We start from the raw sequence: 12,943 nt of genomic DNA, 5'->3' as shown, positions 1-12,943 counted from the left end.
CACGTTACTCTTGTCGCATCGTCAGGACGTCATTACGTCCACAGACCGTGTACAACAGGGAGAAACAACGTGTTCGAAGGATTCATCCAGCTCACCCCAACGGGCGTCGCGCTCACCATGGCCGCGTCGTACATCATGACCGTGTTTGCCAGCGAACTGTATCTGCACCGTTCGCGCAGCCACCGCGCAATCACGTTCCACCCGCTGCTGTGCCACCTGTTTCGCCTGTGGATCTGGCTGACGACCTATGGCGTGACCGCCAAGGCCTGGGTGGCGGTGCACCGCAAGCACCACGCCAAGTGCGACACGGTCGACGATCCACACAGCCCGCACATCCACGGCCTGTGGACCATCCTGACCAAGGGCACGCTGCTGTACCGGAAGGCCGCGCGCAACGCGGACCTGATCAAGGCCTACGGGGTGGGCATCAAGGAAGACTGGATGGACGCGCACCTGTACACAAAGCACCGCTTCCGCGGCGCGTTCCTGTTCCTGGCGATCGAGATGCTGGTGTTCGGCATGACCAACGGCTTTTTGATCTGGCTGTTCCAGTTTTCGATCCTGCCATTCTGGGCCTCGGGCTTCATCAACGGCATCTTCCACGTGGTGGGCTACCGTAACTTCGAGACCAAGGAAGGGTCACGCAACTTCTTCCCGATCGGGATCGTCTTCGGCGGCGCCGAACTGCACAACAACCATCACGCCAACCCGGCCTCGGCCAAGTTGTCGATGAAGTGGTGGGAGTTCGATGCGGGCTGGCTGGTCATCCGCATCCTTTCGTTCGTGCGCCTCGTGACCATCAACCATGTCGACCGGCTGCCGGCACCGGATGCGGCGCCGGCGCGGCGGCACGCGGCGGGTTGACGCCCGCCGAGCGCAGCTTCTTGCCAAGCCGGCGCCACCCGATCACCACGCCCGTCACGCTGAGCAGCAAACCACCGAGGCTCAGCACGACCAGCACGATGTCCCATAAAGGGCGCCGCTCGAGCAGCGGCAGCCAGTCCCACGAATGCAGCATCGCAAACAGCCAGCGGCTGGCGCGCTTGCCGCTGTCGATGTGGCCCAGCACCGCGCCGGTATGCGGGTCGAGATGGACCCAGGTCGCGTGCGGATCATCGAACACAATGCGCAGTACGGGCAGCGGCTTGTCGGCGCCGCCCATCATCGTGTGCGCATCGCGGGCGTAGTAATACAGGTCGTAATCAACCAGTTGCTCGACCCGCGCGACGGGTGCGTCGACCAGGTGCGCGGCCGCAGCCTGCAGCGCCGCCGTGTCGAGCGTCAGCGGCCGCGCGGCGTGGCTGTCCAGCACCTGCGGCGCGCCGCCCGCGCGGTAGGCCAGCACGCGGTTCTGGCCCAGCACGCGCACCCAGCGCAGTTCGCGCACGGCGCCGGTGCTGGCGGCCAGTAGCGCTGGAGGCGCTGCGTCACGGTCCGTCAGCGTCAACGTCCCGCCCTGCAGCGCCTCCATGCGCAGCTTCGGCGCGCCCGTGTCAAAGATGTGCCACGGGTTCATCGACATCAGGCCGCTGAAGATCCACGCGATCGTCACCAGCGCAAACAGCAGGCCCGTCACGTGGTGCCAGCGCATCATCGCGCCCGGGTACGGCGTGCGCGCGCCGCTGCGGTACGGCGCGCGAAAGCGCCAGCGCAGGATGCCGGCCACGGTGCCCGACAGCGCAGCGGCGATGCCGGCAATGGCCAGGTAATTGACGATATTGGTCCAGTAAGGCTGGAACAGGTTGCCGCGAAACGGATACAGCCAGTGGATCCAGGCGCCGGCGTAATTCCACAGCTGTTCGCTGCGCGTTGCATCGCGCACGACTTCGCCGGTTTTCCCTGACACGTACAGCAGCGTGCGATCTGCGTCAATCACCTCGACCCGGTGCAGCGGGCGCTGCGCATCGAGCCCGCGCGAATGGGTGAAGGCGTCTTCGTCGATCACGTCCTGGTAATGCACGTTCACGCCGGGGCCGGCCCAGGCGGCAGCGCTGGCCAGCGCATCGGCTGCGTTCACGGTTTCCACGCGCGCGCCGCTGATAGCGTCGATGACAATGGCGCCGCGCTTGCCGCTGGCAGCCGGCGTCGCCACATACACGGCGCGTCCGCCACTGGACACCGCCAGGCGCAACCCGTCCAGCGGCTTGGAGACACCGGCCCTGGCCAGCGCCACGTTTGGTGCCAGCAGCGGGGCGTTCTGCGACAGCGCCGGCAGATGCGCCAGCCGTTCGGCATCGGTCAGCTTCGGATAGCCGACGTACATCATGACGATGCCCGATGCGAACCACATCGCAAACAGCACGCAGCCGCCGATGCCCAGCCAGCGGTGGGTCAGGAACAGCCAGCGCTTGAGTTGTGCCTTCATGCGAGACTCCCCGTCAGAACGCCACGCGCAGCGACACGTCCGCCGTGCGCGCCGTGCCCAGGTACGCCATCGTGCTGTTCACGTTGGCGGCGTAGATCCGGTCGGTCAGATTGCGCACGCGTCCGACCAGCGTGACGTCGCGGTTGACCTGGTAGGCCAGACCCAGGTCGACGAACGTATAGGCCGGCCAGTACAGCGTGTTGGCGGCGTCCGCATATACCTTGCCGACCCGGCGTACGCCGACGTTTGTCTGCAGCGCTGGCGTGATGGCGTACGACAGCCACAGATTGGCCACGGTCGCCGGCGTGTTGACCGGCGTCTTCCCGACCAGCGACACATTGCCCTGGCGGTAGTTCTGATACTCGGCGTCCACATACGTGAGGTTGCCCTGCAGGCCAAGGCGGCGCGTCGGCTGCAGGCCGAGGGCCAGCTCGACGCCTTGCGATGTCTGCTCGCCCACGAGCAGGGTCAGGGCGCTGTTGTCCGGGTCCTGCGTCGCGATGTTCTTGCGCGTGATGTGGTACGCGGCCAGCGTCGCCGTGCCCTTGCCATCCCAGAATCCCAGCTTGCTGCCTACTTCGAACTGGCGCCCGGTCGTCAGCTCGCTGTTGGTGCGCACGTCCGCGAACGAGGCGGTCGACAGCACGCCGGACGGCGGATCGGCCGCCGTCGCATACTGCGCATACAGGTTCATGTCGGGCGTGACATCCCATACCAAGCCAAGGCGGCCCGTCGTGGGCGTGTAGCTGCGCGCAAAGCTGGCCGGGCTGGCGCTCGTCACCTCGCGGCGGTTGGTCAGATCGAGTTCAATGCGCTCGTGGCGCAGCGCGGTCACCAGGTTCAGGGTGGGCACAAGCGCCGTGCGGTTCTCGATATACAGGGCCGTTGTCGTGACCTTGTTGTCGCGGTCGGGCCGGAAGCCCGGGCTCATGCCCGGCACGGCGAAGAACCGTTCGGTGACGAAGTCGTACGGGTCGACTGTGCTGACCGTGGCGGGCAGGCTGTTCGGGAAGCGTGTCTGCTTGTTGACGCTGACGTCCAGGCCAAAGGCCCAGTCGCTGCGGCGCGCGCCGATGCGGCTCTTGTACACGCCGTCGAGACGATCGCCCACCATGCGCTGATCGTGGCGCTGGAGCAGGGCGGCCGAGCGGATCACGGCCGTGTTGGACGGGTTGAAGCGGTAGGTCTCGACGTTGCGGTAGTCGCGCAGCGCATCGTAGAGATACAGCGTGTTCGTGAGCTGCAGCGCGTCGCTGACCTGCCACTTGCCGATCGAGCGCAGCCAGTGCACGCGCTGGTCGTAGACGCCGTCAGTGCTGTTGTAGTTCTTGAAGCGCGTGGCCTCCAGAATGCGTGCCTGGCCGCCGATCGGGTTGGCCAGCGGCGTGCCCCAGTACGGCCGGTCCACGTCTTCCTGCTGGAATTCATAGGCCAGCGTGTGCGTCACGCCGCGCCCGAACTGCGACAGCAGGGACGCCGCGAGCTGGGTCGAGCGGCTGTCGACGCCGTCGATCGGGCTGCCGGTGTCGCGGTGGTTGATGTCGATGCGTGCGTACTGGCCATCGCTCAGTTGGCGGTTCAGGCCGACCGATGCTTCTTTCAGCCCATGCCCGCCAAGCCGCACTTGGGCCTGTGACAAGTCGCGCGTCTCGGCCAGTTTGGTGATGTAGTTGATCGAGCCGCCGACAGCGCCCGAGCCGAACAGAAAGCTCGATGGTCCGCCGATGGCTTCGACCCGGTCGATGATCCAGCTGTCGACGGGGCGCGCCGCAATCGCATACTGGACGTTGATGCCGTTGAACAGCTGGCTGATCGAGCCGCTGCCGAAGCCCCGATAGCTCACACCGATATTGCCCGGCGCATTGTGGGCGGTCACGCCGGGGATCGCGCGCAGGATTTCCTGCGTGTCCTGGGCGCCGCGCACGTCGATCAGTGCGCGGTCGACAACCGTGACGGTGGCCGGGGTTTCGCGTGCGCTCAGCCCAAGGCGGCTGGCGGTATCGAGTGGCGTGTCGAGGTCGAGCAGGCTGCCTGCGCGCGGTGCATCGGCCGTGATCTCGACGGTGGGGATGGTCTGGGCGTGCACCTGCCACGGGACGACAAAGGTAAAGCCGAGGGCGAGCGCGATCGTGCGCGGCCGGGCGTGAAGACATGGGGTCATTGCATTTCCTGTGCGCGCGACGAACAGCGATGGCGCATCGCGCATGGTCCGCCGGTGCTGCATGGGGATGCAGCGCCGGAATCAAGGGGTATGACGGATCAGGAAAGGGCGGCAGGTGGCCCGCGCGATTGCGCAGGCGTCCAGGCAAATTGCGGGCGTGGGGCGTGGTAGAACAGGGGCGGGTAGGGATCGGGCTCAAGGCTGACCACCAGCAGCGTGCCGGCATACGGCGGCGGCGCGACGGCCGCATGCTGGTGCGAGCAGCACAGGTCACAGTGCGACATGTCGGGCACCGGCGGCGCCGTCGTCTGGCCCGCATCGTCCACGACCAGGATGTGGCGGGTGCCAGTGGCGCTGCAAATCTCGGACAGATAGGCATTGGGCGGCTGCGCAGTGGCCAGGGCCATCGCATGCGACAGCACGGGCGTGAAGAGGCCAAACAGGAATGCCACGAGGACGGTCCAGCCATACAGCGCGCGGGTTGTGCGAAGCCTGTGCATATGAAAATTATAGTCGGGGCAGCGCGCCGCGGCGCACGGGTGGTCAATTTGTCCATCTCGCCGGGCGGCCCACGACCGGGTCACGGGCAATACTGTGCGCGATTGTTATAATCGCGGCCTACCATCCCCGCTACCGACGACCAACACGATGCCGCGCACCCTTGTCATTTCCCCGAACTGGATCGGCGACGCCGTCATGGCCCAGCCCTTGCTGCGCCGGTTGAAGGAGCGTCACCCCGATCGGCCGATCGATGTCGTGGCGCCCACCTGGGTGGCCCCGGTGTGGCGCGCGATGCGCGAAGTCGACACGGTGCTCGAGTCGCCATTCAAGCATGGCGCGCTGCAGTGGAAAGAGCGCAAGGCGTTCGCGAAGATACTCAAAGCGCGTGGCTACGCCGACTCGTACGTCCTGCCCAACACGCTCAAGTTCGCGCTGATCCCATGGCTGGCCGGCATCCCGCGCCGCGTGGGCTACAAGGGCGAGATGCGCTATGGCCTGGTCAATGTCATGCACCACGACGACAAGACCGCGCCGCGGCCGATGGCCCAGTTCTATCAGGCGCTGGCCGACGCGCCGGTGCGTGACCTGGCGCGGCCCGAGCGTCTGCCCGAACCGGTGATGACCGTGGCGCCCGAGGAAGCGCAGGCCGCGCTCGCGCGCCTGCAACTGCCGGGCGGTGCGCACGTCGTGTTTGCGCCGGGCGCCGAATTCGGCCCGGCCAAGCGCTGGCCGTCCACATACTTTGCCGAGCTGGCGCAGACGATCCTGGCCCATCGCCCGGATGTGCAGATCCTGCTGCTCGGCTCACCGAAAGACCGCGCGGTCTGCGACGAGATCACGGCGCTTGCGCCGCAGGCGCACAACCTGGCCGGCTCGACCTCGCTGGCCGAAGCCATCGCACTGATCTCGCGCGCCGCCGCCGTGGTCACGAACGACTCGGGCCTGATGCACATCGGCGCGGCGCTGGGACGGCCCGTGGTGGCCATCTATGGCCCAACCGATCCGCGCCACACACCACCGCTGTCGCAACTGGCGCAGATCCTGTGGCTGCACATCGAATGCTCGCCATGCCAGCAGCGCGAATGCCCGCTGGGCCACCAACACTGCATGAAGCAGATCCTGCCGCAGGCTGTCTGGCAGCCCTTGCAATCCATGCTTGCCGCCGCGTGATGCGCGCAAGCCAAACGATTTAACAGAGGACCCCATCATGATTCTGGTTACCGGCGCCGCAGGTTTTATTGGCGCGAACCTCGTTCACGCGCTGTCAGCGCGCCAGCCGTTCAGCGTGTTCGCCGTCGACAATATGTCGCGGCCCGAGAAATTCCATAACATCGTCGACGCCGAAATCGCGGACTACGCTGACAAGGAAGACTTCCTGGTGCGCCTGAAGGCCGGGGAGTTCGACAACAAGTTCACCGCCGTGCTGCACCAGGGCGCGTGCTCGAACACGATGGAGACCGACGGCCGCTACATGATGAAGAATAACTACGACTACACGGTCGCGTTGTTCGAATTCTGCCAGCGCCAGGACATCCCGTTCATCTACGCGTCGTCGGCCGCCGTGTATGGCGCCGGCACCGTGTTTCGCGAAGAGCGGCCGCTCGAGCGGCCACTGAACGTCTACGGCTACTCGAAATTCCTGTTCGACCAGTACCTGCGCCGCTACTGGGCCACCAAGGGCAAGGATGCGGGCAGCCAGGTCGTCGGCCTGCGCTACTTCAACGTCTACGGGCCGCTGGAAGGACACAAGGGCACGATGGCGTCGGTGCCGTTCCACCAGTACCACCAGTTCCTGAAGGACGGCAAGGTGCGGCTGTTCGGCGCCAACGACGGTTACGAAGCCGGCGCGCAGATGCGCGACTTCGTCTATATCGACGACGTCGTCAAGGTCAACCTGTTCTTCCTGGACCATCCCGAACAGCGCGGCATCTTCAACCTGGGCACCGGCCGCGCGCAGCCGTTCAACGACCTGGCGGTGGCCACCGCCAACGCGCTTGCCAACGAAGGCAAGCCGGCCTTGACGCTGCAGGAGATCGTCGACCAGGGCCTGCTCGAGTACCTGCCGTTCCCGGACAAATTGAAGGGCAAATACCAGAGCTTCACGCAGGCCGACATCTCGGCACTGCGCGCGGCCGGCTACAACGAGCCGTTCACCGACGCGGCCACCGGCGTGGCGAAGTACATGGACTGGCTGCGCGCGCAGCCGCTGCGTTAAGGGCGACGTTTACATCACGTATACACCGGGGCCCGCGCTTTATACCCGGTTTTTACGCCTGAATCGCTAACCTGCTCGTGTTCCATGCAGCGCCATCGTGCGCCGCATGGGTTCCAACACAACCACGAGCAGACACCATGAACGCATCGATTCAAGCACGGCGCGCCGCCCTGGCAACAGCCGCCATGCTGGCCATCAGCGGCGCGACCCAGGCCCAGACCACCGACACCGTCGCGCCGGCCGAACCTTCCGCAGCCACATCCCCCGTCACCTTCAACGCCGCGATCACGTCGGACTACCGCTACCGCGGCATTTCGCAGACGCGTCTGCAACCGGCGCTGCAGGGCGGTCTTGATTACGTTCACGCGACTGGCTGGTATGTCGGCGCCTGGGGCTCGACCGTCAAGTTCGCGAAGGACGCCGGGGGCGACGGCGACGTCGAGATCGATCTGTACGCGGGCAAGCGCGGCGAGATCGCGGTCGGCCTGTCCTCGGGTCTGACGTACGACGTCGGCGTGCTGCGCTACCTGTATCCGGACAATGGCCTTGGTCAGGTCGCCGGCTTCGTCAATGCCAACACCACCGAGGTGTATGCGCAACTGGGCTACGGCCCGGCCTACATCAAGTATTCGCACGCCACCACGAACCTGTTCGGCTTCGTCGACAGCGAGGGCAGTGGCTACCTCGACATCGGCGCCAATCTCGACGCCGGCAATGGCGTCACGGTGCAACTGCACGCTGGCCGCCAGCGCGTGGACAATAACCCGGCAGCCGATTACACCGACTGGAAGATCGGCGCCTCGCGCAGCTTCGCGCTGGCCACGGTCGCCGTCGCGTATGTCGGCACCAATGCCAGCAAGAGTGCGTACGCCTCGCCAAGAAACGGCAAGTTCACGGGCCGCGACGCGCTGCAGCTGACCCTCAGCCGCACCTTCTGAACCCAACCCCCAGAATAACCACCACGCTGAAAGCGAACGTCCATGGATCTCATCTATATCGGCGCGCTCCTGGTCTTCGTCCGCCTGACTTGCCTCCTGGTGAGCGGTTGCGGACTCCTCGGAGGCAAGCAATGAATCTCTCCTACGCGATCGGCGGCATGGCCGCCTGCGCGCTCCTGGTCTATCTCCTGATCGCCCTGTTCAAACCGGAGGACATGTGATGCCCACCAATGAACTGATGACGCAGTTCCTGCCGCTGCTGGCGCTGTTTCTGGTCGTGCTGCTGGCGCTGGCCTGGCCGCTGGGTGCACTGCTGGCGCGCATCGGCGCCGCCGACGTCACACCGGGCGCCGTTGCTGGCCTGGGTTGGGTCGGCGGCATCGAGCGCGCGCTGCTGCGCGCTGCGGGGCCTGCCGCCGGCACCGCCCAGACCTGGAAGGCCTATGCGCTGGCGCTGATCGCCTTCAATGCGGTGGGCGTTGTGTTTGTCTACGGCCTGCAGCGCCTGCAGGGCTGGCTCCCGCTCAATCCTGAAGGGATGGCGAATGTGAGCCCCGATTCGAGCTTCAACACCGCCGTCAGCTTCGTCGCCAACACCAACTGGCAAGGCTACAGCGGCGAGCAGACGATGAGCATCCTGACCCAGATGGTCGGCCTGGCCGGCCAGAACTTCTTTTCGGCTGCCACTGGCATCGCCGTCGCGTTCGCGCTGATCCGCGGCTTCGCTGCCCGTTCGGCCGGCGCGATCGGCAATTTCTGGGTCGACGTCACGCGCTCGACGCTGTATGTGCTGCTGCCGCTGTCCGTGATCCTGGCCGTGTTTCTGGTGGGGCAGGGCGTGGTGCAGAGCCTGTCGCCGCATGTCCAGGCACAGGTAATCGAGCCGGTCGCGTACACGCAGCCGGCCAGCGATGGCCAGGCAGCGATCGAGACGCGCGCCGAGACGCAAGTCATTCCGATGGGCCCCGTCGCGTCGCAGGAAGCCATCAAGATGCTGGGCACGAACGGCGGTGGCTACTTCAACGCCAACTCGGCGCACCCGTTTGAAAACCCGAGCGCGCTGTCGAACTTTGCGCAAATGATCGCCATCTTCCTGATCCCGGCCGCGCTGTGCTTCGCGTTCGGCCGCATGGTGGGCGACCCTCGCCAGGGCTGGGCCGTGCTGGGCACGATGACGCTGATCTTCGTGATCGCGGCCATCGGGGCCTTCGCCGCCGAGCAGCAAGCCAATCCGCTGCTGGCGCCATTGGCCATCGACCAGGCGGCAAGCAGCCTGCAGTCGGGCGGCAATATGGAAGGCAAGGAGACCCGCTTCGGCATCGCCGCATCGAGCCTGTTCGCGGTCGTGACCACGGCCGCATCGTGCGGTGCAGTCAACGCCATGCACGATTCGTTCACGCCACTGGGCGGCATGGTGCCGATGGTGATGATGCAGTTCGGTGAAGTGATCTTCGGCGGCGTGGGCTCCGGCCTGTACGGCATGCTGGTGTTCGCGATCCTGACGGTGTTCATCGCCGGCCTGATGATCGGCCGCACGCCGGAATACCTGGGCAAGAAGATCGGCGCATTCGAGATGAAGATGGTTGCCGTCGTCATTCTGGTGACGCCGTGCCTGGTCTTGCTGGGCACTGCGCTGGCCGTTACTACTGGTCTTGGCGCGGCCGGCGTGGCCAATCCTGGCGCGCACGGCTTCTCCGAAATCCTGTACGCACTGACGTCCGCCGCCAACAACAACGGCAGCGCGTTCGCGGGCTTGTCGGCCAATACGCCGTTCTACAACACCCTGCTGGCCGTGGCGATGTGGTTCGGCCGCTTCGCCGTGATCGTGCCGGTGCTGGCCATTGCCGGCTCCCTGGCCGGGCGCCAGCGTCTGCCCACCACGCCCGGTACCTTGCCCACCCATGGCCTGATGTTCGTCGCCATGCTGGCCGCGATCGTTGTGCTGGTCGGTGTTCTCAACTACGTCCCGGCGCTGGCGCTGGGTCCCGTGGTCGAACACCTGCAATTGTTCGGAGAATGACAATGGATCAATCAGTGATCAACCCAACTGAAGCAACCCCGGTCCAGGCGCCGCGCAAGTCGCTGAACCTGTTCGATGGGGCGCTGGTCTGGCCCGCGATGCTCGACGCATGCAAGAAGCTGCATCCACGCACGCAGCTGCGCAGCCCCGTGATGTTCGTCGTCTATGTCGGCAGCATCATCACCACGCTGCTTTGGTTCCAGGCGCTGGCCGGGCACGGCGAAACAAGCGCCGGCTTCATCCTGGCCACCGCCGTCTGGCTGTGGTTCACGGTGCTGTTTGCGAACTTCGCCGAAGCGCTGGCCGAAGGCCGCAGCAAGGCGCAAGCGGCGTCGCTGCGCAACCTGCGCCAGACCGTGACGGCCAAGAAGCTCGAGGCGCCCAAGCATGGCGAGCCGTGGCAGGCCTGCCCGTCGGGCGATCTGCGCAAGGGCATGTTCTTCCTGGCTGAAGCAGGGGACGTGATTCCCGTGGACGGTGAAGTGGTCGACGGCGTGGCCTCGGTCGACGAAAGCGCCATCACTGGCGAATCGGCGCCCGTGATCCGCGAGTCGGGCGGCGACTTCGGCTCGGTCACCGGCGGCACCCGCGTGCTGTCGGACTGGCTGGTGGTGCAGGTGAGCGCCAATCCCGGCGAGACGTTCCTGGACCGGATGATCGGCATGGTCGAAGGCGCCTCGCGCAAGAAGACCCCGAACGAGATCGCGCTGACCATCCTGCTCGTTGCGCTGACGATCGTGTTTCTGGTCGTGACGGTGACGCTGCTGCCGTTCTCGCTGTTCGCGGTGCAGGCGTCCGGTAGCGGCGCGCCGGTGACGCTCACCGCGCTGGTGGCACTGCTGGTGTGCCTGATCCCGACGACGATCGGCGGCCTGCTGTCGGCCATTGGCGTGGCCGGCATGAGCCGCATGTTGCAGGCCAATGTGATTGCCACGTCGGGCCGCGCGGTGGAAGCCGCTGGCGACGTCGACGTGCTCCTGATGGACAAGACCGGCACCATCACGTTCGGCAACCGCCAGGCGTCCGCCTTCCTGCCGGCACCCGGCGTGACCGAAGAAGAACTGGCCGACGTGGCGCAACTGGCCTCGCTGGCCGACGAGACGCCGGAAGGCCGCAGCATCGTGGTGCTGGCCAAGAACCGCTTCAATCTGCGCGAACGGGCGATGGAGTCGCTCGGCGCGGTGTTTGTACCGTTCACGGCGCAGACGCGCATGAGTGGTGTGGACCTGGGTGAGCGGCAGTTGCGCAAGGGCGCTGCATCGGCGCTGCGCCGTCATATGGAAGCGCTGGGCGCGGTCTGGCCTGGTGACGTGGAACGCAGCGTCGACGAAGCGTCGCGCCGTGGCAGCACGCCGCTGGTGGTGGCCGATGGCAGCCGCGTGATGGGCGTGGTCGAACTCAAGGACGTCGTCAAGGGCGGCATCCGCGAGCGCTTCGCCGAACTGCGCCGCATGGGCGTCAAGACCGTGATGGTCACCGGCGACAACAAGCTCACGGCGGCAGCGATTGCGGCCGAAGCCGGGGTCGATGACTTCATCGCCGAAGCCACGCCGGAAGAAAAGCTTGCGCTTATCCGCAAATATCAGAGCGAAGGCAAGCTGGTGGCGATGACGGGCGACGGCACCAACGACGCACCGGCGCTGGCCCAGGCCGACGTCGCGGTGGCGATGAACTCGGGCACGCAGGCGGCCAAGGAGGCCGGCAATATGGTCGACCTGGATTCGAATCCGACCAAGCTGCTCGAGATCGTCGAAATCGGCAAGCAGATGCTGATGACTCGCGGCGCGCTGACGACGTTCTCGATCTCGAACGATATCGCCAAGTATTTTGCGATCGTGCCGGCGATGTTCGTCGCCACCTATCCCGAGCTGAAGGCGCTGGACGTGATGGGGTTGACCAGCCCAGCGTCGGCCATCATGTCGGCGGTGATCTTCAATGCCCTGATCATCGTGGTCCTGATCCCGCTGGCGCTGCGCGGCGTGCGTTATCGCGCCATCGGTGCGGCGGCCCTGCTGCGCCGGAACATGCTGATCTACGGCCTTGGCGGCCTGCTGCTGCCATTCGCCGGCATCAAGCTGATCGACATGGCGCTCACTGCGCTTAATCTGACCTAGGAGTTTTCATGCAATCGATTCTTCGCCCCGCACTCGTGCTGTTCGCAGTGCTTACGCTGATCTGCGGCGTGTTGTATCCACTGGCCGTGACCGGGATCGCCCAGGCGGCGTTTCCCGTGCAGGCGAACGGCAGCCTGATTGAACGGGATGGCAAGACCGTCGGCTCGGCGCTGATTGGCCAGTCGTTCACCGCGCCGGGCTACTTCTGGGGGAGGCCATCGGCCACCGGCCCAATGGCCAATAACGGCGGCGGCTCGGGCGGCTCGAACCAGGGCCCGCTCAATCCTGCCCTGCAAGAAGCGGTCAAGGGACGCGTCGCTGCACTGCGCGCACTCGACCCGTCCAACACGGCGCCGGTGCCAGTCGACCTGGTGACGGCATCGGCCAGCGGTCTCGATCCCGAGATCAGCGTGGCGGGCGCGCAGTACCAGGCGGCGCGGGTGGCACGTGCGCGCGCGATGCCGGTCGAACGGGTCGGCGCGCTGATCGAACGGCACACCGAGCTGCCCCTGCCTGGCTTGCCAGGTGCGCCGCGCGTGAACGTGCTGGCGCTGAACCTGGCGCTGGACCAGGCGGCCGGCGTGGTCACCGTGGCCAGCAGCCGCGAAAGCGGGCATACTCGTTAGACC

Annotated in this window: 11 protein-coding genes; 8 read left to right on the top strand and 3 right to left on the bottom strand. The window is 66.0% G+C overall.

The genetic code is table 11. From position 1 onward, the window contains the following. The first annotated feature begins 69 nt into the window (after positions 1-69). Positions 70-864 carry an acyl-CoA desaturase gene (locus NX775_RS12400; RefSeq protein WP_258836290.1) on the top strand — a complete coding sequence of 265 codons (795 nt, stop codon included), beginning with the start codon at positions 70-72 and terminating at the stop codon, positions 862-864. Here NX775_RS12400 and NX775_RS12395 read toward each other — a convergent pair. The 3 genes from NX775_RS12395 to NX775_RS12385 form a co-directional block, all read right to left on the bottom strand. Next, on the bottom strand, positions 800-2,365 hold the full coding sequence (locus NX775_RS12395) for a PepSY domain-containing protein (RefSeq protein WP_258836289.1): 1,566 nt from the start codon (positions 2,363-2,365) through the stop codon (positions 800-802). The genes NX775_RS12400 and NX775_RS12395 overlap by 65 nt on opposite strands. 13 nt (positions 2,366-2,378) lie before the next feature. Beyond that, on the bottom strand, positions 2,379-4,526 hold the full coding sequence (locus NX775_RS12390; protein WP_258836288.1) for a TonB-dependent receptor: 2,148 nt from the start codon (positions 4,524-4,526) through the stop codon (positions 2,379-2,381). Positions 4,527-4,624: 98 nt separating this feature from the next. Beyond that, positions 4,625-5,026, bottom strand: coding sequence for a DUF2946 domain-containing protein (locus tag NX775_RS12385; protein WP_258836287.1), 402 nt, complete (start codon positions 5,024-5,026; stop codon positions 4,625-4,627). A gap of 148 nt (positions 5,027-5,174) precedes the next feature. Between NX775_RS12385 and waaF the strand changes: the two genes are divergently transcribed. The 7 genes from waaF (at position 5,175) to kdpC (ending at position 12,940) form a co-directional block, all read left to right on the top strand. After that, complete coding sequence (gene waaF / locus NX775_RS12380; protein ID WP_258836286.1) at positions 5,175-6,197, top strand: lipopolysaccharide heptosyltransferase II; 1,023 nt, start codon at positions 5,175-5,177, stop codon at positions 6,195-6,197. A gap of 34 nt (positions 6,198-6,231) precedes the next feature. After that, positions 6,232-7,242: an ADP-glyceromanno-heptose 6-epimerase gene (gene rfaD / locus NX775_RS12375; protein WP_258836754.1), complete on the top strand. Its 1,011-nt coding sequence runs from the start codon at positions 6,232-6,234 to the stop codon at positions 7,240-7,242. A gap of 137 nt (positions 7,243-7,379) precedes the next feature. Then, on the top strand, positions 7,380-8,180 hold the full coding sequence (locus NX775_RS12370; protein ID WP_258836285.1) for a TorF family putative porin: 801 nt from the start codon (positions 7,380-7,382) through the stop codon (positions 8,178-8,180). A 131-nt stretch (positions 8,181-8,311) separates the two neighbouring features. Beyond that, positions 8,312-8,401, top strand: coding sequence for a potassium-transporting ATPase subunit F (locus tag NX775_RS12365; RefSeq protein ID WP_258836284.1), 90 nt, complete (start codon positions 8,312-8,314; stop codon positions 8,399-8,401). After that, a complete protein-coding gene (kdpA, locus tag NX775_RS12360) occupies positions 8,401-10,200 on the top strand; it encodes a potassium-transporting ATPase subunit KdpA (protein ID WP_258836283.1) in 1,800 nt (599 codons plus the stop codon). Before NX775_RS12365 ends, kdpA begins: the two co-directional genes overlap by 1 nt. 14 nt (positions 10,201-10,214) lie before the next feature. Beyond that, positions 10,215-12,314, top strand: coding sequence for a potassium-transporting ATPase subunit KdpB (gene kdpB, locus NX775_RS12355; RefSeq protein WP_370660578.1), 2,100 nt, complete (start codon positions 10,215-10,217; stop codon positions 12,312-12,314). Positions 12,315-12,322: 8 nt separating this feature from the next. After that, entirely contained in the window at positions 12,323-12,940 is a 618-nt protein-coding gene (kdpC, locus tag NX775_RS12350) for a potassium-transporting ATPase subunit KdpC (protein WP_258836281.1), read from the top strand. Positions 12,941-12,943 lie beyond the last annotated feature (3 nt).

This window comes from Massilia aurea (assembly GCF_024753205.1).
GTDB lineage: Bacteria > Pseudomonadota > Gammaproteobacteria > Burkholderiales > Burkholderiaceae_D > Telluria > Telluria aurea.
This window is presented reverse-complemented; position numbering and strand designations above follow the sequence as displayed.